The 22,549-nt window shown below is 69.3% G+C and carries 18 protein-coding genes; 7 read left to right on the top strand and 11 right to left on the bottom strand.

Going from position 1 to position 22,549, the window contains the following annotated elements; genetic code table 11:
* Positions 1 to 71 precede the first annotated feature (71 nt).
* From DIE04_RS15105 to DIE04_RS15090, 4 genes are read right to left on the bottom strand one after another with little or no spacing between them, the layout of a single operon-like run.
* The gene (locus DIE04_RS15105) at positions 72 to 908 is read right to left on the bottom strand and encodes an SDR family NAD(P)-dependent oxidoreductase (protein WP_124522886.1); all 837 of its coding nucleotides are present in this window, start codon (positions 906 to 908) and stop codon (positions 72 to 74) included.
* 40 nt (positions 909 to 948) lie between these two features.
* Complete coding sequence (locus DIE04_RS15100; protein ID WP_124522887.1) at positions 949 to 1,707, bottom strand: SDR family oxidoreductase; 759 nt, start codon at positions 1,705 to 1,707, stop codon at positions 949 to 951.
* A gap of 40 nt (positions 1,708 to 1,747) precedes the next feature.
* Positions 1,748 to 2,605 carry an SDR family NAD(P)-dependent oxidoreductase gene (locus tag DIE04_RS15095; RefSeq protein ID WP_124522889.1) on the bottom strand — a complete coding sequence of 286 codons (858 nt, stop codon included), beginning with the start codon at positions 2,603 to 2,605 and terminating at the stop codon, positions 1,748 to 1,750.
* Between the two features lie 3 nt (positions 2,606 to 2,608).
* Entirely contained in the window at positions 2,609 to 3,025 is a 417-nt protein-coding gene (locus tag DIE04_RS15090) for a nuclear transport factor 2 family protein (protein WP_124522891.1), read from the bottom strand.
* 459 nt (positions 3,026 to 3,484) lie between these two features.
* Here DIE04_RS15090 and DIE04_RS15085 point away from each other — a divergent pair, with 459 nt between their 5' ends.
* The gene (locus DIE04_RS15085; protein ID WP_124522892.1) at positions 3,485 to 3,694 is read left to right on the top strand and encodes a hypothetical protein; all 210 of its coding nucleotides are present in this window, start codon (positions 3,485 to 3,487) and stop codon (positions 3,692 to 3,694) included.
* A gap of 302 nt (positions 3,695 to 3,996) precedes the next feature.
* Complete coding sequence (locus tag DIE04_RS15080; protein ID WP_124522894.1) at positions 3,997 to 5,493, top strand: FAD-dependent oxidoreductase; 1,497 nt, start codon at positions 3,997 to 3,999, stop codon at positions 5,491 to 5,493.
* A gap of 116 nt (positions 5,494 to 5,609) precedes the next feature.
* Here the strand turns inward: DIE04_RS15080 and DIE04_RS15075 are convergent, their stop codons facing one another.
* On the bottom strand, positions 5,610 to 7,274 hold the full coding sequence (locus tag DIE04_RS15075) for an acid phosphatase (RefSeq protein ID WP_124522895.1): 1,665 nt from the start codon (positions 7,272 to 7,274) through the stop codon (positions 5,610 to 5,612).
* 417 nt (positions 7,275 to 7,691) lie between these two features.
* On the opposite strand from DIE04_RS15075, the gene ftsH reads away from it, so the two are divergent.
* On the top strand, positions 7,692 to 9,659 hold the full coding sequence (gene ftsH, locus DIE04_RS15070; protein WP_124484733.1) for an ATP-dependent zinc metalloprotease FtsH: 1,968 nt from the start codon (positions 7,692 to 7,694) through the stop codon (positions 9,657 to 9,659).
* Positions 9,660 to 9,783: 124 nt separating this feature from the next.
* Positions 9,784 to 10,251 (top strand): OsmC family protein, encoded by a 468-nt coding sequence (locus DIE04_RS15065; RefSeq protein WP_044844593.1) that lies wholly within the window; start codon positions 9,784 to 9,786, stop codon positions 10,249 to 10,251.
* Positions 10,252 to 10,273: 22 nt separating this feature from the next.
* Here the strand turns inward: DIE04_RS15065 and otsA are convergent, their stop codons facing one another.
* Together otsA and DIE04_RS15055 are read right to left on the bottom strand one after the other, a co-directional pair.
* Positions 10,274 to 11,680, bottom strand: a complete 1,407-nt coding sequence (otsA, locus tag DIE04_RS15060; RefSeq protein ID WP_044844592.1) for an alpha,alpha-trehalose-phosphate synthase (UDP-forming) — start codon at positions 11,678 to 11,680, stop codon at positions 10,274 to 10,276.
* Positions 11,681 to 12,150: 470 nt separating this feature from the next.
* Positions 12,151 to 14,178: a TonB-dependent receptor gene (locus DIE04_RS15055; protein WP_124519691.1), complete on the bottom strand. Its 2,028-nt coding sequence runs from the start codon at positions 14,176 to 14,178 to the stop codon at positions 12,151 to 12,153.
* Positions 14,179 to 14,640: 462 nt separating this feature from the next.
* Here DIE04_RS15055 and adhP point away from each other — a divergent pair, with 462 nt between their 5' ends.
* The gene (gene adhP / locus DIE04_RS15050) at positions 14,641 to 15,669 is read left to right on the top strand and encodes an alcohol dehydrogenase AdhP (protein WP_124484734.1); all 1,029 of its coding nucleotides are present in this window, start codon (positions 14,641 to 14,643) and stop codon (positions 15,667 to 15,669) included.
* Between the two features lie 64 nt (positions 15,670 to 15,733).
* Here the strand turns inward: adhP and DIE04_RS15045 are convergent, their stop codons facing one another.
* From DIE04_RS15045 to DIE04_RS15030, 3 genes are all read right to left on the bottom strand, one after another.
* Entirely contained in the window at positions 15,734 to 17,194 is a 1,461-nt protein-coding gene (locus tag DIE04_RS15045; protein WP_124519388.1) for a sialidase family protein, read from the bottom strand.
* A 485-nt stretch (positions 17,195 to 17,679) separates the two neighbouring features.
* Positions 17,680 to 18,111, bottom strand: a complete 432-nt coding sequence (locus DIE04_RS15035; protein WP_124484736.1) for a MarR family winged helix-turn-helix transcriptional regulator — start codon at positions 18,109 to 18,111, stop codon at positions 17,680 to 17,682.
* Positions 18,108 to 19,025 carry a serine aminopeptidase domain-containing protein gene (locus DIE04_RS15030; RefSeq protein WP_124522897.1) on the bottom strand — a complete coding sequence of 306 codons (918 nt, stop codon included), beginning with the start codon at positions 19,023 to 19,025 and terminating at the stop codon, positions 18,108 to 18,110. Before DIE04_RS15030 ends, DIE04_RS15035 begins: the two co-directional genes overlap by 4 nt.
* 301 nt (positions 19,026 to 19,326) lie before the next feature.
* Here DIE04_RS15030 and DIE04_RS15025 point away from each other — a divergent pair, with 301 nt between their 5' ends.
* Entirely contained in the window at positions 19,327 to 20,292 is a 966-nt protein-coding gene (locus DIE04_RS15025; protein WP_044844585.1) for an ABC transporter substrate-binding protein, read from the top strand.
* Positions 20,293 to 20,344: 52 nt separating this feature from the next.
* Positions 20,345 to 21,445 (top strand): LLM class flavin-dependent oxidoreductase, encoded by a 1,101-nt coding sequence (locus DIE04_RS15020; protein WP_124522899.1) that lies wholly within the window; start codon positions 20,345 to 20,347, stop codon positions 21,443 to 21,445.
* Between the two features lie 143 nt (positions 21,446 to 21,588).
* On the opposite strand, the gene DIE04_RS15015 is transcribed toward DIE04_RS15020, so the two are convergent.
* Positions 21,589 to 22,521, bottom strand: a complete 933-nt coding sequence (locus DIE04_RS15015) for an ABC transporter substrate-binding protein (protein ID WP_124522901.1) — start codon at positions 22,519 to 22,521, stop codon at positions 21,589 to 21,591.
* Positions 22,522 to 22,549: the final 28 nt, after the last annotated feature.

The raw sequence follows: 22,549 nt of genomic DNA, 5'->3' as shown, positions 1-22,549 counted from the left end.
CCGGTGGCGGCGCAGGCGCGCCGCTTGAATTGAACCGATGATTGAACGGACGAATCCGTGCGGAACGTCGCTCAGAAATTGAAGCCGTTGCCGCTGACGACCGGCATGTTGGTCCAGAATCCGTTCGGATCGCGATACCAGCCGGCCGCCGCGAGTGCACCGCCGTCGACGTGCAGCGTCGTGCCGGTGACCCATGCGGCGAGCGGGCTCGCGAGGAACAGCGCGGCGCCCGCGATGTCGCCGGCCGCACCGAAGCGCCCGAGCGGAATCCAGCGCGGGACGTGCGCGCGATGCTCGGGCGCGACCATCGCGTTGACCGGCACCTGCGGCGTCTCGGTGGTCTCCGGCGCGATCTGGTTCACGCGGATGCCGGCCGGCCCGAGTTCGAGCGCGAGGCTTTTCGTGAAGCCGGTCAGCGCGGCCTTGAACGACGCGTACACGGTGCAGTTCGGAATCGCGCGAAAGCCCTCGATCGACGACACGCCGACGATGCTGCTGCCCGCGCCGCGCTTGCGCAGCAACGGCAGCATCGCGCGCGTGACGACGAACACCTGGCGCAGGTTCACGTCGAACAGCCGCGCGATGTCGTCGTCGGTATGGTCGTCGAACGGTTTCGCGATCTGCAGAAAATCGCCGACGTTGTTGACGAGCACGTCGAGCCCGCCGAAGCGGGCGTCGATCGTCCGCGCGAACGCGTTGACCTCGTCGCGGCGTGTGACGTCCACGGTGCCGACCAGCGCGTCGACGCCCGCGGCTTCGAGTGCCTGACGCACGTCCTGCGCGCGGGCGGGATCGACCTCGGCCACCACGACCCGCGCGCCCGCCGCGCCGAACGCTTGCGCGCATGCGCGGCCGATGCCCGCGCCGCCGCCGGTGACCAGCACGGTCTTGCCGGAAAAGGAAATCATCGGAACGCTACTCCTTCGAACGGAAAAGCCACGCGCCGCATCACAGCGACGCAACCAGTTGCGCGTTGTCGATCCGCAGCTCCGCGCCGTTCACGAAGCGCGATTCGTCGGATGCGAGGAACAGCACGAGATTCGCGACGTCCTGCGGATCGCACATGCGTGCCATCGGATCGTTGCCGATGCCGAGCTCGGCCGGATCGAGGCCGGGCATCAGCGCCTGCGTCATCGATGTCCAGATGCCGTCCGGATGGATCGAGTTGCAGCGGATCCGGTAGCCGCTGCGCTTGCAGTGCACGGCGACGCTGCGCGCGAGCGCCGTTACCGCACCTTTCGAGCCGGTGTACGCGCACATCATCGGCAGGCCGCCGAGCGCGGCGACCGACGACATCATCACGATCGAGCCCGGCGTGTCGTTGTGCTTCATCGCGCCGATCGCATACTTGCAGCCGAGAAAGTAGCCGTCCGCGTTGACACGCAGCACGCGTCGCCAGGTGTCGAGGCTCGTGTCCTCGATCGAGCCGACCGGGCAGATCGCCGCGTTGTTGACGAGCACGTCGAGGCGGCCGAAGCGCTCGAGCGTCGACGCGATCGCGTGCCGCCAGCCGTCTTCGTCGGCGATGTCCTGATGGACGAAGAGCGCGGTGTCGCCGATCTCGCGCGCGAGTGCGCGGCCCGCGTCCTCGTCGATGTCGGTGAGGACCACGCGCGCGCCTTCGGCGGCGAGCAGCAGCGCATCCGCGCGGCCGACCCCGCTCGCCGCGCCGGTGATCAGCGCGACCTTGTTTGCGACTCGATTCATGTCCGGTCGATTTCCTGTGACGTTGAAAGAAGGCGGGCGCTCATGCGGCGCCCGGCGCACGGCCGGCCCTGACCGCGTCGAGCGCGGCCGCGCCGTAGATCTGCGCGATGGTGGCGTCGACGCGCGGGTTGGCGCGCAGCTCGTGGCCGCCGTCGACCGCGAAGCTCTGGCCGGTGACCCAGCCCGACTCGGGGCCGGCGAGATAGCGCACCGCGTGCGCGATCGCTTCCGGCTCGCCGAGTGAGCCGAGCGGAATCTGGTCGAGGAAGCTGTCGACGAGCGCCCGGTTGTCGAACATCGGCGCGGTGGCCTCCGAGCGCGTGAGGCCCGGTCGCACCGCGTTCACGCGGATCCTCGCGCCGGCCAGTTCCTCGGCGGCCCCGCGCACCAGCGCTTCGAGCGCGGCCTTCGCGGTGCAGTACGCGGTCAGCCAGCGGAAATTGATCTGCGCGGCCGTCGACGAGATGCAGACGATCGTGCCGCCGCCGCTGTCGGCGAGCCGTGGCGCCGCGTGACGGATCGCGGCGAACGCGCTGTTCAGGTTCAGCTCGATTTCCGCGCGGAAGCTGTCGGCGTCGTGCATCAGCAGCGGCCGGAACCCGGCGCCGCCGACGGTCGGCACGACGATGTCGAGCCGGCCGTCGAGCGCCCACGCGGTATCCAGCGCCGCCTGCAGGTCGCCGTCGTCGCACGCGTCGCCGGCATCGATCGCGACGCGGCTGCCGGGCAGCGTGTCGGTCAGGCGCCGCTGCGTGCGTTCGAGTGCATCGCGGCGGCGGCCCATCAGCACGACGGCCGCGCCATCGGCGGCAAGCGCGTGCGCACAGGCCGCGCCGATGCCGCCGGCGCCGCCCGTGACGAGCGCGGTGCGGCCGGCGAGGGGAAGGGATGCGCGCATCGTTCAGCCCTCCAGCGGCAGGTCTTGCGACCAGTCGACGTGCAGCGTGCGCGCGGCGAAGCGCCACGTGCCGCCGTCGAGCACGCAGCGGTCGCGATAGCGCAGCCCCCAGTCGAGCTTGCGCTTCACGCCGTCGCGCACGTACACGTGGCACGCGAGGCAGTAGGTCTCGACGTCGGCCTCACCGCCGTCGAGCGTGGCGAGCTGGTTGTGCACGTGATGCTGGGTGGTTTCGTAGCGCTCGATCACGCGCATGCCGGCGACGATCGCATCGCGGTCGTCGAAACGGAAACCGGGGCCGTCGAGCTGGGCGTCGGCGGTGAAGAGGGTGGCGAGGCGCGGCCAGTCGCGCCGGTCGACGGCCTGCGCGTAACGGCACGCGAGTTCGTACAGCGCGTGGCGGGGATTCGAATCGGTCATGCGGTACTCCCGTGAATGAACGGAAAGACTCGGCCGCGCCGCGAGCGCGGACGCGACGGCATTGCGACGTCGACCCGCAGGTTCGCATCCGGCCGCGCGATCCTCATCATCCATACGGAGCAGGGGCACGATCAGGGAAAACACCGGCGCGATGGCCGCGCATCGTCCGATGGTGCGATGCAGCGGTGAACGCGCGGCGCGTGCCCGAAGATCGCGCGCCCCGTCACGACGGGCTGAGGCACGCGGTTTTCCAATCGCGACGCCGCTGCCACCGCTCGACGATGCTGCGGCGCCGCACGTCGCGTCAGGGCCGCTTCGCGTTTGCCCCTAGTCGAAATGGACGATGGCCGGCGGGCCGGCGCTGGCTACCGTGCAGTCATCCGGTGCGGTTGCCTGTTTGCCCGAGGCCAGTGCACCGGACACGAACCGCGATAGCGGCCAACCGGAGGGGACACGATCATGAGACTGACGACTCGCAAGCTGTGCGTATTGGCGATGGGCGCGTTCGCGGCGATGGTGATGGCGCGATATGGCGCCGATCAGGTCCCGGCGCCGCCGTATGCGGCCGGCATCCTGCAATGCCGCTCGCTCGATGCGAACGGCCTGCCGACCGGTTGCGTGCCGATCGATCCTTCGCGCTTCGGTTTCGCCGCACTGCGCGGCATGTGACGACGGCGCGGCCGCGTGCCGCGCCGACTCGATGTCACGTTGACGCCGTCACGATGCGACGGCGACCGGGTGGACGGCGTTCGCGCAGCGCAGTGTCGCGGCGCGGCACGCTCGCGGCAGTTCGTCCGGCGTGTGCATGCCCCCGGCTTGGCTCGCCGCTGCCGCTCGATTTCCCCGTCGACGACGCGGCGTTCGCGTGCCTGCGATCGCTCGCATCGACGACGTGCCGGCCTGCCGGGCCGGCCGCGCTGCGCCCCGACCGCCGCTTTTCACCGAATCCCTTCACGCAGACCCTTGCCTCCATGTCATCCGAATATTCCCTCGCTCGCCCCCTGAATATCCGCGACGTCCATCGCTGGGACGCCGAACACGACGTCGTGATCGTCGGCTTCGGCGCGGCTGGCGCGTGCGCGGCGATCGAAGCCGCGAGCGCCGGCGCCGACACGCTGATCGTCGAGCGCGCGTCGAGCTACGGCGGCACGAGCGCGCTGTCCGGCGGCGAGATCTACCTCGGCGGCAGCGGCGGCACGCCCGCGCAGCGGCAGGCCGGCTTCAGCGACGACACCGAGGACCTGTACCGCTACCTGATGCTTGCGGGCGGCCGCGACGCCGACGAGGCGAAGGTGCGCCTCTATGCGAACGAGAGCCTCGCGCATCACGACTGGCTGGTCGCGCAGGGCGTCACGTACAAGAACACGTTCATCGCCGAGCGGATCGTCGAGCCGGAAACCGACGACTGCCTGATCTGGTCGGGCAGCGAGGAGGCCTGGCCGTTCAGCGAGAGCGCGAAGCCTTGCCCGCGCGGCCACACGCCGCAATGGCCGGGCTGGGGCAGCGGGCAGATGCTGATGCGCGTGCTGGCCGAGCGCGTGCAGGCGCTCGGCGTGTCGACGCGCTACGACACGCGCGCACAGGCGCTGATCGTCGACGATGCCGGCGCGGTGCGCGGCGTCGTGCTGCGGGCGTACGGCGAGACGGCGTTCGTGCGGGCGCGCCGCGCGGTGATCCTGTGCGCGGGCGGCTTCGCGATGAACCGCGACATGGTGCGCCGGCATGCGCCGCAGTTCCTGCGCTCGGCCGAACCGATCGGCAGCCCCGGAGACGACGGCTCGGGCATCCTGCTCGGCCAGAGCGCGGGCGGCGCCGCGATCCACATGGACCAGGGTTTCGTCAGCCTGCCGTTCTACGCGCCCGAATCGCTGATCCGCGGAATCTTCGTGAACGCGCGCGGGCAGCGTTTCATCAACGAGGACGGCTATCACGGCCGCACGGGCCACCACGCGTTCCACCAGGCCGACGACCGGATCTACCTGCTGGTCGACCAGGCGACCTACCAGGAGCCGCCGGACATCGCGCGGATCAGCATCGCGGCGGCCGGCGAGACCTGGGACGAAGTCGAGCGCGACCTGCAGATGCCGGCCGGCACGCTGACGGCGACCGTCGACGTCTACAACCGTCACGCGGCCGAAGGCGTCGATCCGCTGTTCCACAAGGCGAGGAAGTGGCTGAAGCCGCTGATCGAGCCGCCGTTCGTCGCGCTCGATTGCCGGATCGATTACGCGTTCTACCCGCATTTCACGCTGGGCGGGCTCGATACGCTGCCGACCGGGCAGGTGCTCGACGCGGCGCGCACACCGGTGGCGGGCCTCTATGCGGCCGGCCGCACGACCTGCGGGCTGCCGCGCTGGGGTGCCGGGTACAGCTCGGGATTGTCGCTGGCCGATGCGACGTTCTTCGGCCGGCAGGCAGGTCGTCATGCCGCAAGTGCGGCGAGCGACGCGTTGCACGGCGTCGCGTAGCGTCGCCTGCGTGGAGCACGGATCGCGGATCGCAGAACGCACACGGCAAAACACGACGCCCCGGGCAACCGCGTTGCACCGGGGCGTCGTCGTTTCAGCGAGGCGTCAGCCGTTCGTCAGCCGAGATCGAGCGCGTTCGTCAGGTCGCCCGGCGGCGTCGCGCCGCGCGCCGCGAACGCCTTGTCGCGCGCGGCGACGCCGTCGAGCGGCGCGAGCCCGTGCACGCGGCTGATGAAGCGCAGGATCGAGTTCGTGTCGTACATCGTGTGGTCGACGTAACCCTTCTTCGCGAACGGCGAGATCACGAGCGCCGGAATCCGCGAGCCGGGGCCCCAGCGATCGCCGACCGGCGGCGCGACGTGATCCCACCAGCCGCCGTTCTCGTCGTGCGTCATCACGATCACCGTGTTCGCCCACTGCGGGCCGCGCCGGATGCGTTCGATCACGTGCGCGATGTGGCGATCGCCGGATTCGACGTCCGCATAACCCGCGTGCATGTTCAGGTTGCCCTGCGGCTTGTAGAACGCGACGGCCGGCAGGCGGCCTGCGTCGATGTCGGCGATGAAATGATTGGTCGACGGCTCGTCGCCGAGGCCCGCGTCGCGCAGGTGCTTGCGGCGCGCGTCGGTGCCCGGCGCGTAGTTCGCGAAGTAGTTGAACGGCTGGTGGTGGTACTGGAAATCCGGCACCATGCCGGTGTCGCGGTGCTCGAGCGCGTACTGCCACGCGCCGCTGTACCACGCCCAGTCGACGTTTTTCTCCGACAGGCGGTCGCCGATCGTCGCATGGCCTTGCGGCGGGATCACGCGATGATCGGACGGATCCGCATACGCGGCGTTGCCCGGATCGGCCGGCGGCACGTAGCTCGGCTGATACGGCGGCGCCATCGTGTTGACGCCGTAGCCATCGGGCGTCAGCGGGCCGTCGACCGCGAACTTCGGCGGGCCGTCGAGCGCGGACGCGGGCGAATCGGCGGCGAGCGTCAGGCGCGTGCCGGCCGGATCGTCGCCGTCGACCTTCGACAGCAGCTTCGCCGCATGCGGATGCTTGTGCGCATCCGGATACATCGGCGGCTGCGCGGAAATCAGGAACATGTGGTTCAGCCACGACCCGCCGAAGGCCGCCATGAAGAAGTTGTCGCACAGCGTGTATTGCCGTGCGAGGTTCCACAGCCGCAGCGTGTCGGCGGAATTGCGGTAATGGCCCATCACGAGGCCGCCGGAATCGGCCCACGCGGCGAACTGGTCGTTGCGGCCCGCGGCGATCTGCATCTGGTTCTGGTAGAAGCGGTGCCACAGGTCGCGCGTGATCACGCCGTTCGGCAGCGGCTTGCCCTGCGCGTCTGCGATCCGGAACGGCGCGTTCGGCAGCTTGTCGATGTCGCGCTCGGCGATCGCGTAGCGCTGGCCGCCGACTTCCTGCGCCTGCGGCACGAGCCCGCCCCAGATCTTCGGCAGCACCGGCAGCGGCGTCTTGCCGTCGCGATCGAGCTGCCGCGCGTGCTCGGGTTTCACCTCGCTCAGCGGATATTGCACGCCCGGGAAATCGCCGTACAGGTTCGCGAAGCTGCGGTTCTCCGCATAGATCACGACGATGTGGCGCACCTGCCGGCGCAGCGCGTCGTCGAGCCGCAGGTCGGCGGCCGAGCGCGGCGCGCTGCCCGGCGTGGTCTCGCAGCCGCCGAGCGCGACGCCCGCGCCGAGCGCGGCGAGGCCGCCGAGCATGCGGCGGCGGTCGGGATCGGCGGGAAGGTCGTCGGGGCGATCGGGGGTGTCGTTCACGTCGTGTGCTCCTCGGATGGGCGGTTGTCGTTCGATGCGCGGCAGCGTCGCACAGCCTGCCGCGACGCGCGGCGGGACGCAACGGCCGGCGTCGCGCCCGGGCGCGGGCGACGCCGGCTGTCACTAAAATGTCACGAACGCGACTATAACGCGGCCGGCGGCGTCGATGAAAGGCGTTTGTCGGACAATGCGCGACGTCCGCGCGCGAACTAGACTTGAATCACGGGCGGCGCGTTGCGGCGCGCTGCCCGCGCGAACGGCGCCCGGCGGCGCCGTCGCGGTGTCATTCATGCGACGAAACGAGGCGACGATGGCGCGGATCCATTCCGTTTGCGCGTGGCCGGCGATGCCGCGCGCCGACCGGGCGCGCGTGCACGCGTAAGCGCGCGCGTCGACGCGCGCGGCCGGCCCGATGCCATGGACAGGAAATTCGATTACGCAGGATTGCTGATCGCGGCGGGCTTCTTCGTGCTGTTCGCCGCGCAGTTGCTGATGCTGCGTCCGGCGTCGACGATGATCGCGTACAGCGACTTCCACCGGCTCGTCGCCGCGCGGCTCGTCGACGATCTCGAGATCGGGCCGGCGACGATCACGGGCACGCTGACGATGCCGCAGGCCGGCACGCTGCTGCCGGCGTCCGAAGTCGCGGCCGTGAAGTCGGACGGCACGCCGCCGCGCTTCAGCACCAACCGCGTGACCGACCCGCAGCTGATCGACACGCTGACCGCCGCCGGTATCCGGTTTCACGGCGCGTCCGACACCGGCTGGATCGCGTCGCTTGCGTCGTGGCTGGTGCCGCTCGTCGCGTTCGTGTTCATCTGGAACCTGATGCTGCGCAAGCGCGGCGGGCTGCAGGATTTCACCGGGATGGGCAAGAGCCGCGCACGCGTGTACGTGCAGCAGGAAACCGGCATCACGTTCGACGACATCGCGGGCATCGACGAGGCGAAGGCCGAGCTGCAGCAGCTCGTCGCGTTCCTGCGCAACCCCGATCGCTACCAGCGGCTCGGCGGCAAGATCCCGAAGGGTGTGCTCGTCGTCGGCGCGCCCGGCACCGGCAAGACGCTGCTCGCGCGCGCGGTGGCCGGCGAGGCGGCCGTGCCGTTCTTCTCGATCAGCGGCTCGGCGTTCGTCGAGATGTTCGTCGGTGTTGGCGCGGCGCGCGTGCGCGACCTGTTCGAGCAGGCGCAGCAGAAGGCGCCGTGCATCGTGTTCGTCGACGAGCTCGACGCGCTCGGCAAGGTGCGCGGCGTCGGCCCGATGTCGGGCAACGACGAGCGCGAGCAGACGCTCAACCAGCTGCTCGTCGAGATGGACGGCTTCCAGGCCGGCTCCGGCGTGATCATCATGGCCGCGACCAACCGGCCGGAGATTCTCGATCCCGCGCTGCTGCGCCCGGGCCGCTTCGACCGTCACATCGCGATCGACCGGCCCGACGTGAACGGCCGCCGCCAGATTCTCGGCGTGCACGTGAAGCGCGTGAAGCTCGCGGCCGAGGTCGATCTCGGCGAACTCGCGTCGCGCACGCCGGGCTTCGTCGGCGCCGATCTCGCGAACGTCGTCAACGAAGCCGCGCTGCATGCGGCGGAACTCGGCAAGCCGGCGATCGGGATGGACGACTTCGACGAGGCGATCGACCGCGCGCTGACGGGCCTCGAGCGCAAGAGCCGCGTGATGAACGCGCAGGAGAAGCTGACGATCGCCTATCACGAAGCCGGCCATGCGCTCGTCGCGGAAAGCCGCGCGCATTGCGATCCGGTGAAGAAGGTGTCGATCATTCCGCGCGGCGTGGCCGCGCTCGGCTACACGCAACAGGTGCCGACGGAGGATCGCTACGTCCTGCGCCGCAGCGAGCTGCTCGATCGGATCGATGCACTGCTCGGCGGGCGCGTCGCGGAAGAACTCGTGTTCGGTGACGTGTCGACGGGCGCGCAGAACGACCTCGAACGCGCGACCGCGATGGCGCGCCACATGGTCATGCAATACGGGATGAGCGAGAAGATCGGGCTCGTCAGCGTCGACGACGGCGAAACGCGCACCGGCATCCCGGGCGCATGGCATGCGGGCGAGGGCCGCTGCAGCGAGCACACCGCACGGATGATCGACGACGAGGTGCATACGCTGTTGACCGACGCGCATGCGCGCGTCGCGGCAACGCTCGGTGAACGCCGCGATGCGCTCGAGCGGATCGCGCGACGGCTGCTCGAGCGCGAAGTGCTCGAACGCGACGCGTTGCAGGCGCTGATCGACGGGCGCGAGGCGCCGGTCGCCGAATCTTCCCTGACCGATCGCGGGCCATGCACGAGCGCGAATGCGCCGGAGCAAGCGTCGGCGATCGAGCGCGATTTCGTCGCATACGGGCCGCCGCGCGAACCCGAACGCTGAAGCGCGGACCGCTCGCGCAGCCGGCGGGCGGCCATGATCGCGCCGCGCCTTCGCTGCAATTCGCACTTGCCGGCACGCCGTTGCGCCGGCGTTCTCTTTCCCTTTTTCGAGTCACGGAGTCGCCATGAGCGAGGCACACGTATCGGTGGATGTCGCGCAGCATGCGCGTTTCAGTTTCGAAGTCACGTTTGCTGGCACCGAGCTTTCGCCGGTGCTCACCGACGAGCCGCCGCCGCTCGGTGCCGGCCGCGGCCCGAACCCGGTCCGGCTGCTGGCCGCGGCGGTCGCGAGCTGCCTCGCGGCGAGCCTGTTGTTCGCGCTCGAGAAACAGCGCGTCGATCCGCAGCCCGTCACCGCGCATATCGACGTCGACATGGTGCAGAACGACGCGGGCAGGGTGCGCGTCGGCGCGATGGCCGTGACGTTGTCGGTCGGCAAGGCATGGGCCGATCTCGCGGCGGCGACGCGCATGCTCGACCGGTTCGACGCGTATTGCGTGGTGACCGAGAGCATGCGCGAAGGCATTCCGATCGCGGTGGCGGTGCAGGACGTGAACGGTGCGGTGCTCGACCGCGAGACGACCGGCGTGTAAGCGAGCGGCAGGACGCGGCGCGTCAGGACACGGTCGCGGCGGCGACTTCCGCCGCCTCGGCGAGCGCCTCGAGAAAGCGCGTGCGCCACCAGTGCACGTCGGTCTTGCGCACGATCGCCATCAGTGCGTCGTGACGCTGGCGGCGTTCGTCGAGCGGCATCGTGAGCGCGCGCTGGATCGCCTGCGCGGTGCCCTGCGTGTCGTACGGATTGACGAGCAGCGCAGGCTTCAGCTGCTCGGCCGCGCCCGCGAAACGCGACAGCACGAGCACGCCCGGGTCGGCCTCGTCCTGCGCGGCGAGAAACTCCTTCGCGACCAGGTTCATCCCGTCGCGCAGCGGCGTGACGAGCGCGACGCGGCTCGCGCGGTACAGGCCCGGCAAGCGCTTGCGCGCGACCGTGCGGTGGATGTAGCGCATCGGCATCCACTCGAGTTCGCCGTAATCGCCGTTGATCGCGCCGCACAGGCTGTCCATCTCGCGCCGCAGGTCGTCGTACGCGCCGAGATCCTCGCGGCTCGGCGCGGCGATCTGGATCAGCGTCGCGCGGTCGCGGTTCTCCGGATACTGTTCGAGCAGCTGACGGAACGCGTGCACGCGCTGCGGCAGCCCCTTCGTATAGTCGAGCCGGTCGACGCCGACGAGCAGCTGGCGGCGCGAATACTCGTCGCGCATCCGCTCGAACATGTCGATGCCGTCGCGATTCTCCGCGAGCGCCGTGAACTCGTCGACGTTGATGCCGATCGGAAACGCACCGGCCGACAACGTGCGGCCGAACGCGCGCAGGCGGCCGTCCGGCAGCCGCGCGGCGCCGGCTTCCGCCTCGACGTAGTGCTCGAAGTGAAGCAGGTCCGATTCGGTCTGGAAGCCGACGAGATCGTAGGCGAACAGCGAGCGCATCAGCCACTCGTGCTCCGGGATCGCGGCCATGATCGGCGGCGGCGGCATCGGAATGTGCAGGAAGAAACCGATCGGGTTCGTGCAGCCCGTCGCGCGCAGCTCGGCGGCGAGCGGAATCAGCTGATAGTCGTGGACCCAGACGATATCGTCGGGGCGCAGCAGCGTGCTCAGCTTGCGCGCGAACAGCTGGTTCACGCGCCGGTATCCGTCCGCGAAGCGGCGGTCGAACTGTGCGAGATCGAGGCGGTAGTGGAACACCGGCCACAGCACGTTGTTCGAGTAGCCGAGGTAGTACGCGTCGTAATCCTGCGGATCGAGATCGATCGTCGCGAGCTGGATGCCGCCGACGTTCTGGATCTGCACGTCTTCGCCGTGCGCGGGATGGTCGCCGTCGCCGCGCAGCCTGCCGCTCCACCCGAACCAGACGCCGCCCGATTCCTGCAGGCTGTCTTTCACGGCCACGGCAAGCCCGCCTGCCGCGGCCTTACGGGGATCTGCAATACGATTGGATACGACGACGAGTCGGCTCACCAGCTCTCCTGCGAATGGTTGGGGAAGGTTCGTGCGGCCAGGGCGTGAGGCGGACGCCGCCATCGACGCGTGGCGCGATGGGGCCGCGATACGAGCGGACGGGAATCAGGGCGCGCGATTCGCCGTCCGAACGTGGAGTGCTTTTTTTAGGATACTCGTCATTCGGCTGATTTAAAAGTGCATGACCGGGATCAATGATCCTGGCTATCGGTGCGATGCAGTGCGATGCGCGGCGTTCCGCGCGTTCGACCGGCAGGACCGGAAATTGCACGGCACTGCAGCGGCCGTGTGCGCAACGGAAGGTGGAGGGGCGGAGAAGGGAGAGCGAAGGCGAGGGCGATCGATCGTGTTCGGTCACGCCGGCGCGGTCGATCGCGACGGTTTCGATCGACGCAGGCTGGCTGCGCCGATCGATCATGGCGGGCGTTGGCGACGCGCGGGACGCGTGGCGCGAACGCACCGGCGCGCGATCAGAACGTCGTGCGCAGGCCGGCCATCACGCTTCGGCCGCCTTCCGGCGCGAAGCCGCGCACGACCGAGGTCGCATAGCGGATCTCCTGGTTCGTCAGGTTGTCGCCGCGCAGGTACGCGAGCCAGTGCGTCGCGCCGACACGGAACTTGTACGTCAGCATCACGCCAAGCGACGTGTAGCCGTCCGTCGGAAAGTCGTTGTCGGGCACACGATGCTGCGACCACGCGTGCGTGACCTGCGCGCGTGCGCCGAACGGGCCGTAGCCGTAGTCGGCCGCGAGCGTCACGCGCAGCGGCGCGATCCGCGGCAGCGGCTGGCCGGTGTCGACGTTGCGCGCATGCGTGTAGTCGGCGGTCAGTTCCAGGTCGACCGTATGGCCGCGCTGCGCGAACGCGCGCCATTTGCCGTCGAGTTCGACGCCATAGAACTCGGCGCGCACGCCGCGATAGATTGCTTCGTTGAGCGTATCACCGGCGCCGGGCGCGACCGGTTCGCCGTCGCCGTTCACGACGCGGCCCGTGTTGTACTCGGTCAGGTAGTTCGAGAAGCGGTTGTAGAACACGCCGACGCTGCCGCGGTTCGGGCCGCTCGCGTAGCGCAGCGACAGGTCGGTCGACACGGCCTTTTCCTTCGACGCGTTCGGGTTGCCGATCAGGAACTGGCCGGTCGCATCGTGCGGGCCGTTCGAGTACAGCTCGTAGAAGGTCGGCGCGCGCTCCGTGTAGGCGACGTTCGCCGCGACCGACCATACGGGCGTCAGCGAGAACAGCGCGCCGGCCGAGACGCTGCCGGCATTGAAGTCGCGCGGCTGCGCGAGCGCGAATTTCTCGACGCCGGCCGGATCGGGATCGACCTTCACGTGCTCGAAGCGCCCGCCGACGCTCAGCTTCAGCGCCGGGACGACCTGCCATTCCTCGAGACCGAACAGCGCGACGCTGTTCGTGCGCGTCGACGGCACGAGCGTTTCGTCGCCGAGCGCCGAGAACGTGTTCTGGCCGAACTGCACGCCGATCGCGCCTTCGAACGGGCCGATCCTGCGATGCCGCGCCTCGATGCGCGCTTCGTAGCCGCGGTTGCGGAAGGTGGTGGCGGTCTCGCCGTTGTCGACTTCCTTGTGGCGATAGTCGGTGTACGCGAAGTCGAACTTCAGCTTCGTGAACGGGCCGCTCAGGTTGCGTATCTCGGACGCGAACGCGAGCCGTTCCTGGCGCATCCGCAGGCGCACGTCGTCCTCGGCGACGGAGCCGTAGTTCGACTCGTAGCCGCTGTACGACAGGCCCGCGAAACCGTCGGCCCACGTGTACGACGCGCCGAGCGCGCCGCCATGCACGCGGCCGTCGCTGTTCGGCACGTTGCCGTACGGTTGCGGCGTATCGGGATCGTCGATCGCGCGTTGCTGGCTGCTGCGTGCGTAGCCGGGAATCCGCAGCTTGCTCGTTTCACGGTCGAACGCGTCGACATGGAACGCGAAGCGGCCGTTGCCGCCTTCGACCTGCGCCGCGCCCGCGCGCACCGAGTTCGCGCCGCCGTAGCGCGCGTCGAGCGCGCCCGTCACGCCTTCGATCGCTTCGCGCGGAATCCGGTTGTCGATCGTGTTGACGACGCCGCCGACCGCGTTGCCGCCGTACAGCAGCGCGGCCGGACCGCGCACGATCTCGACGCGCTCGATCGACAGCGGATCCTGCGGCACCGCGTGGTCGTACGACAGCGACGACGCGTCGTAGGCGGCGACGCCGTTCTGCAGCAGCCGGATCCGGTCGCCGTCCATCCCGCGAATGATCGGGCGGCCGACCATCGGCCCGTAGGTGGTGGTCGACACGCCGGGCAGGCCGTTGAGCGTTTCGCCGAGCGAATCGGCCTGGCGGCGCGTCAGCGCATCGCCGGACAGTTGCGCGGTCGGCGCGATCAGCTCGGTGTCGCCGAGCGGGTTCGCGGTCACGAAGATCGGCGCGAGCGGTGTGGTCTGTGGCGGCGAAGACGGGGCGGGCGTCTCGGCCTGCGCGTGCGCGACGGCGGCGAACAGCATCAGCGAAACGGGCGAGAGCGGGCGAAGCGGTAGACGAGGGAGGTCGCGCATGGTCGGTGAATCGGTTGGTATCGGATCGGAAAGCGAGCCATGCGGGTCAAGGCTGGATACGATATATTGTTGCATTCGCGGCGCGTAATGACCCGGTTGGATTGGACTCGGCGTAACCCGGCCACCGGGTTGAGAGGGTTTTAGGTGGACGAGGTCGCGAAATGATATGTTATATCATTTCAAATTCAAAGCGAAACGGCGGCATGCCGCAGGGTTTCCGACAAGCTGCGGAAACGGCGGCGAAAGCAGAGCCGGGCCGTCAAACCCGCGCCGGCACTGGTGGCCCACGCAACAGGTCTCGCGATGAATCTGTCACTGTCGCGCGCGTTTCCCGCTCCGTTGATACGCATCAAGTCGTTCCGGTTTCGAGCCCGGATACTGGCCCGGTCATCGACCAGACAGGAGCGACGCATGACTCAAACCATGAAGGCGGCGGTGGTCCACGCGTTCGGCGAACCGTTGCGCATCGAGGAGGTGCCGGTCCCGACGCCGGGCCCGGGCCAGATCCTCGTCAACATCAAGGCTTCGGGCGTCTGCCACACCGACCTGCACGCAGCCGACGGCGACTGGCCCGTGAAGCCGACGCTGCCGTTCATTCCGGGCCACGAAGGCGTGGGCGTCGTCGCGGCGGTCGGGGCGGGCGTCACGCACGTGCGCGAGGGCGACCGCGTCGGCGTGCCCTGGCTCTATACGGCATGCGGTCACTGCGAGTACTGCCACACCGGCTGGGAAACCCTTTGCCACGGACAGCAGAACACCGGCTATTCGGTCAACGGCAGCTATGCGGAATACGTGCTGGCCGATCCCGACTACGTCGGCCATCTGCCCGCGCAGGTCGCGTTCGACGAGATCGCGCCGATCCTGTGCGCGGGCGTGACCGTCTACAAGGGCATCCGCGTCACCGACACGCGTCCGGGCCAGTGGCTCGCGATTTCGGGCATCGGCGGGCTTGGCCACGTGGCCGTGCAGTACGCGCGCGCGATGGGCCTGCACGTCGCGGCGATCGACGTGTCTCCCGCCAAACTCGCACTCGCGCGCGAACTGGGCGCCGAACTGACGATCGATGCGTCGGCCGACGATCCGGCGAAGGTGATCCAGAAGGAGATCGGCGGCGCGCATGGCGTGCTGGTGACGGCCGTGTCGCGCAGCGCATTCGCGCAGGCGCTCGGGATGGTGCGGCGCGGCGGCACGGTGGCGCTCAACGGCTTGCCGCCCGGCGATTTCCCGCTGCCGATCTTCTCGACGGTGCTGAACGGCATCACGGTGCGCGGCTCGATCGTCGGCACGCGGCGCGACCTGCAGGAATCGCTCGACTTCGCGGCGGACGGGCTGGTGCGCGCGCATATCCATCGCGACCGGCTCGGCAACATCAACGACATATTCGCGCGGCTGCGCGAAGGGAAAGTCGACGGTCGCATCGTGCTGACCGACATGCATTGACGCGCACTCGGGAGCGCTGCCGCGACGCAACGGACGTCGCGGCGGCGCTATGCTCACCCACGCATCACGGCGCGAAGAACACGTCGGTGCGGTTCGTCAGGTTGCCCGCGTTGGTCTGGACGAAGAACGGATGGAACGACGACGACGGCAGCACGTCGAGCCCCTGGTAATCGCCGATGAAGAAGCCTTCCGCATTCGGCGCGAGCTTCATGTCGAACGGGCCGCCGACGCGCCGCTCGTCCGCGAACGTGGTGCCGTTGTCGTGCGAGATCTTGCGCCAGAACCCGGTCGGCAGCGTCGTCGTATTGCCGGCCAGCAGGTCGCGGAAATCATAGTGGGTGACCATCACCGAGCCGGCATTGTCGACGCGCACCGACGGATTGAACGCGGGACGCCCGGTCGGCGTGTTCACTTGCAGCGGCGCGCTCCAGCTCGCGCCGCCGTCCTTCGACGTCGACAGCGCGATCTCGTCGTAGTTGCCGCCGTTGAAGCGGCTGTCCTGCCATACGACGTAGAGCTGCCCCGACGCCGGATCGATCGCCGGTTCCGGAATGATGTCGCCGGTGCGTACCGGTTCGCCGGTGTTCGGATCGGTCACGCCGACCGTCTGCAGCCCGGCGATCACCTGCGGTTTCGTCCAGGTCGCGCCGTCGTCGGTCGACTTGACGAACGCGACCTTGCCGGCCGCCTTGTTGAACGGCGGCTGGATCAGGTCGAAGAAGTCGTAGAGCGTGCCGGTCTTCGGATCGACGACGATCTGGTTGCCGATCGTCTGCTGGCGCGACGGCACGTTGACGATCACCTTCGCACGGCTCCACGTCTTGCCGCCGTCGACCGTCTTCGAGAAGAACGTCGGCCCGCGGTATGCCTGCGTGTGCAGGTTCGCATACGGGTTGCCGTTCGGCAGTTCGAGGCGGTCCCACACCGCGTAGGCCGTGCCGGCCTTCACCGGGTTCGCCGTCACCGACTCCTTGTCGTTGAAGAACTGCGTCGTCGGTTCGTCGTTCGCGATCAGCACGGCCGGGCTGCTCCATGTCTGTCCGCCGTCGGTCGACACCGAGGCCGCGACCGCGTTGCTGTTGTTCGACTGGTTGAACGAGATCGATACCGAATACGCGGTGCCGTCCGGACCGAACGACACCCACGGATCGGACGCGCGCTCGTACTTGAGCCCGCCCGGCGCGCAGGCGCTGAACGGCTGCGGCGTGCGCGCCCAGGTCGCGCCGCCGTCGAACGTATAGCCCGCGACGAGCCCGTGGGCGCCGCCGTTCGACCAGCGGTCCTGCTGCCACACGCCGATCATGTTGGTCGGGTTCGCCGGATTGACCGACAGCCACGGTTCGACCTCGGCGTTCACGTAGTTCGTGCCGGGGCCGCCGATGGTGCAGGCGGCGAACGGGCTCGGGCCGGACACGACCACGGGATCGGCATGCGCGGCCGCGGCGGCGGCCATCGCCACGGCCATCGCGGCGGACAGGCGGGTGAGGCTGGGGACAAGCGAGTGGGACACGATCGTGCGTCGCATGGACTGCTCCTCGTTGACGTGCGGCGGCGATGGCGCGGCACGGCGGCACGACGCGCACCGGTACGCGCGGCAACAAATGCCGTGCCATGCGTCGGATCGTGTCGTTCAGGAAGCCGCCGCGGTCATCGCAATCCGCGTGTGCTGGATGCCGCCAGCACGTCGGTCAAGACACCTCTTCGTTTTCATTGCTTGTCGGGTGCGTCCAGGGTTGCGGACGCAACGGGAAGGCCAGGCCGTGCAGACGACGAATGCGTCGAAGTGGATTGCAATGTAGGCGATCGATATGCGGCGCGGCAGGCAATTTTTTGTAACAGTACGTAGCCGGAAAGCGTTGCCGAAGCAATGCCGCCGAAATGCAAAATTTGCCGCCTGAAAGTTCGGAAACCGAATTGAAAGCGCGAATCGAAAGCACGAATCGAAAGCACGAATCGAAATCGCTATCGATTACGCGGATTCGTGCCCATGCGGCGCGCCGCCGGCACGGTTCAGCGCTCGGCCGGAAAGCGGTCCTGCAATGCGTGCAGCCAGCGCGCGACGACGTCGAGTTCGGCGTCGGAAAAGCCGTCGCACAGCTTGCCGTTCAGCTCGCGCAGCGCTACGCGCGCGCGCTTGAGCGCCGCGTGTCCTTCGTCGGTCAGGAACAGTCGCGTTGCGCGCCCGTCGTCCGAATCGGCGTGACGCGCAAGCAGGCCGGCCTTCGCCATCCGGTCGGCGAGCCCCGTCATCGCGGACGGCGCCAGTTGCAGCGCCGCGCCGACTTCGCCGATCAGCGCGCCGTCCTGCCTCGCGAGGCAGAACAGCACGCCGGCCTGCGCGGCGCTCGCGCGCGCATCGGTCTCGGCCTTGCGGTCGACCCAGCGCTGCACGCGCCGCTGGCCGATGGTCAACAGGAAAAACAGTCGTCGGTCTTCGCTCAAGCTCGGTTCCCGGCTGCAATGGAAAGGGACGGGCGACCCGCATCGCGCGGCGCGTCGAGCGCCTGCGCGAGCCAGTCGGCGACCGCGGGCCACAGCACCGTGCCTGGCCGGCTGCGGAAGAAGCCCATGTGTCCGACCGGCCCGCTGCCCGCGGCGTGCGGATCGATCTGGCGGCGTTCGACGGCCGCCCGGGTCAGGTAGCTTACCAGCAGGTCGATCGCGGGCGGGTTCGCCCACGGATCGTCGTCGAAGCCGAGTACGAGGATCGGCAGCTGCTGCTTCGAGAAGCGCTCGGCTGCGCCGAGCGTCGGATCGTCGAAGAAGTAGCGCGGCAGCGTGGTCCAGCGGCTCCATTCGCGGAACACGCCGGCCGGGAGGTCCTCGCCGAGGCCGAGCCGCTTGCCGGGCACGTAGCCGAGCAGCGCGGACGCGAGCGGGCCGAGCACGCGCAGGATCAGCCGCACCTTCAGCCGCTCGGCCGCGCGGGCGATCAGCCGCGTGCTGCCCGCGTGCGCGGCGACGAGCACGGCCGCGCGCAGGTGCGCGGTGCCGGCCGACAGCCCGATCGCATGGCCGCCGACGCTATGCCCGACCGCCAGCAGCGGCAGCCCGTCGTGCGTAGCGCGCGCCCACGCGATTGCGGCGCCGACGTCGAGTTCGACCCAGTCGCGCATGCGGGCCTGCAGCGCGCTCAGCCGCGCGGGCCGCGACGCGCCGATGCCGCGATAGTTGTAGGTGAGCGCCGCGAAGCCGCGTTCGGTCAGGAAGCGCGCGAAGCCAGCGTAGAGCCGCTCCGGCACGGCGGTGGCCGGATGGATCAAGACCAGCGCGCGCGGCGGCGCGTCCGGTGACCACAGCGTGCCGCGCAGCATGTAGCCGTCGGCGGCGGAAAACTCGATGGGTTCTGACGTCATGGCCGTCCTCGTTCCGGGTGGGTATTTCGTATGCGAAATATAGTCCGCCATGTATTTCGCGTGCGAAATATCTGTCGAGGGATCATTCGAACGGCGTCCCGCGAAGCCCGGTGGACGGCGTCGCTGCGCGGCGATCATTCCATAAAACATTTGCATATTTGCATAGCAGAATATTGCGTTTGTCTCATGAAGCGGATCGCCGTATCTTCACCAGTTCCATCCCGTCCGCCAGCCGTCGCGCCAGGCGGACCCAGGGGCGACGCCGTCGCGCGGCCGCCCGCCAACCTCCGGGGAGATCACGTTGTTGAGCCGAATCGTCACGGCGCTGCTGCTCGCGCTCGCCGCGCAGCCGGGCATCGCGAAAGACACCGTCACGCTGCGCGTCGGTGAACAGAACTACTTCAACATCCAGGCATCGATGGAGGCGTCCGGCGTGTTGAAGGACCTGCCTTATACGATCGAGTGGAAGCACTTCCAGGCCGCCGCGCCCGTCGCCGAAAGCCTGAACGGCAACGCGATCGACGTCGGCTTCCTCGGCGATTCCGCGCTGCTCACGCTGGCCGCGCGCGGCGCGCCGGTGAAAGTCGTCGCGGTGTCGCGGCAGAGCCTCGACGGCGTCGCGATCCTCGTGCCGAAGAACTCGCCGGTGCGCACCGTCGCCGACCTGCAGGGCAAGACGATTGCGGTCTGGCGCGGTGCGTGGAGCCAGCAGCTCGTGCTGCGCGCGCTCGAACACGATGGCCTGCGCGCGGATTCCGTCAAGTACGCGTACCTGATGCCGATCGATGCGACCAACGCGCTCGCGAACGGCTCGGTCGACGCCGTGTCGCTGTGGGAGCCGTTCGTCAGCACGCTCGCGCTGCGGCAGGGCGCCCGTCCCGTGACGACCGCGCAGGGCCTGATGCCCGCGCTCAGCTTCGTCGCCGCGAACGAGCAGGCGGCCACGGCCAGGCGCGCGGAGATCACCGATTTCCTGAAGCGCGTGGTGGCGGCACGCCAGTGGGTCGACAGTCATCCGCGCGAGTACGCGGACCTGTGGGCGAAGCGCGCGAAGCTGGAGCCGGACGTCGCGTACCGCTGGCTCAACAACGCGCACCAGCGCGTGGGCCCGGTCGACGACACGGCCGCGAAGGATGCGCAGAACACCGCCGACTTCCTGCACAAGGCCGGCGTGATTCCGGTCGCGTACGACACGGCGAAGCTGCTCGACCGCTCGTATGCGGGCGCGTTCGCGGCGCCCGCGCAGAAGACGGCCGCCGCGCAGTGAGCGTGCTGCAGCACGCAGCCATTTCCGATCGACGACAAGAAGGACCATCGACATGCCCATCGACATCATCGGCATGATCACCGCGACGCCCGGCGCGGAGGTCGACGTACCGGGCGGGGCCGCCGTCCAGCCCGACTACGTGCGGCGCTTCGCGCAGGCGCACGAAGCCGCCGGCTTCGACCAGATCCTGGTCGGCCATTTCAGCAACGCGGCGGACGGCTTCATCGTCGCGTCGTTCGCGGCCGCCGCGACCGAACATATTCGCATCCTGCTCGCGCACCGGCCGGGCGTGATCGTGCCATCGGCCGCCGCGCGGCAGATCGCGACGCTCGACGTGTTCAGCGGCGGCCGGCTCGCATTGAACGTCGTGTCGGGCGGCGACGATGCCGATCTTCAGCGCGACGGCGATTTCGTGCCGCACGACGCGCGCTACCGCCGCACCGGCGAATATCTCGACGTGCTGAAACGCATCTGGCTGGCCGACACGCCGGTCGATCACGACGGCGAGTTCTATCGGCTGCATGGTGCGTCGCCGGTCGTGAAAGGCGCGCAGCAGCCGCACGTGCCGATCTATTTCGGCGGTTCCTCGCCGGCCGCGCTGGCCGTGGCCGGGCAGCACGCGGATGTCTATATGACGTGGGGCGAGCCGCTCGCGGCCGTGCGCGAGCAGATCGCGCGCGTGCGGGCCGCGGCAGTGCCGTTCGGACGCGCGCCGCGCATCAGCGTGTCGTTCCGGCCGATCGTCGCGGACACCGAAGCCGCCGCGTGGGAGAAGGCCGAGGCGATCCGCGCGCGCGTGCGCGCGGCGCGGCTCGCGAACGGCCAGCCGATCGACGGCCATGCGCCGCAGAACGCAGGCTCGCAACGCCTGATGGCCGCGGCCGCGCAGGGCGACGTGCTCGACGAGCGGTTGTGGATGGGTGTCGCGAACCTGACCGGCGCGCGCTGGAATTCGACCGCGCTCGTCGGCACGCCGGAACAGGTCGCGCGTGCGCTCGGTGCGTATTACGAGCTCGGCGTATCGACGTTCCTGATTCGCGGTTTCGATCCGCTCGACGATGCGCTGGATTACGGACGCAAGCTGATTCCTGCGATCCACGCGCACATCGCGGAACTCGACCACCATCGCGATCGCGCGGCGCTGACGGCGTAGGAAGCGACGGCCCGCCCACGTCGGTTCGCCCCGGCCACTTCTTTAAGGGATGCCGGGGCGATTTCATTTGCTGCGCGACCGATGCGCAGCTCGCCGTGCCGACGCAACGACGCGTCGGCACATCGACACATCGACACATCGAATCAAAACGACGGCAATCCCGGCGGATTCGTCTCCGCGCGCGCGACCGCCTCGCTCTGCAACCCCCAGCGCGCCAGCGCCTGCCCGTAGCGGCCGTTGTCGATCAGCGCGTTCGTCGCGAGCGTCAGCGCCGGCGCGAGCCCGCTGCCGCGGCGCGTCGCGATCGCGACGTCGGCGTTCGCGGGCCAGCCCGCGTTGACGACGCCGACCCGCCGGATCTTGCCGTCGCGCGCGGCTTCGTACGCGAGCGACGCGTTCGGATTCAGCTCGGCATCGGCGCGGCCCGACAGCAGCGCGACGCGTGCCGCCGCATCGTCGTCGAAATAGAGCAGTTCGGTCGGCTTCAGCCCTTGCGCGACGTTGCGCCGGCTCCACTCGAGCAGGATGCGCTCCTGGCTCGTCCCCGCGCCCGTGATGACGCGCAGGCCGGCGACGTCCTTCGGTTCGGCGATCTTCGCGATCGGGCTCGCGGTGCGCACGTAGAAGCCGTGCAGCCCGAGCCGGTAGGTCGTGAAGTCGTATTTCTCCTTGCGCTTCTCGGTCACGCCGACGTTCGAGATCACCGCGTCGTACTTGCCCGACGTGAGCCCGAGCGGCCAGTCGGCCCATGCGGTCGGCACCAGCACCAGCGTGCGGCCGAGCGCGTCGGCGACGAGCTGCGCATAGTCGGGATCGGCGCCGACCACGGTGCGTGCGTCGGTCGCATAGGTCGATACCGGTGGCGCGTGCGGCGAGATCGCGACCGTGAAGGCCCCGTCGCGTACCCAGCGGTAGTTGCTTGCCGCGCGAATCGCCGCATCGTCGCGCGATGCGCGGATCCGGCCGGCCTGGCGCGGATCGAGGTCCGCCGTCGCGGCGGCGGCCTCGGCCGCGTGCCACCGGAGGCCGGCGGCGGCGGCCAGCGTGGCGGTGATGAACTGGCGTCGGTCGATCATCGTCGGTTGCCTCGCAGGTCGTGGGCGG

Origin of the sequence: Burkholderia sp. Bp8994 (genome assembly GCF_003853805.1) — a bacterium.
In the GTDB taxonomy this organism is placed as follows: Bacteria; Pseudomonadota; Gammaproteobacteria; order Burkholderiales; family Burkholderiaceae; genus Burkholderia.
The sequence above is the reverse complement of the archived record's forward strand: the minus strand, read 5'-3'. Positions and strand labels throughout refer to the sequence as shown.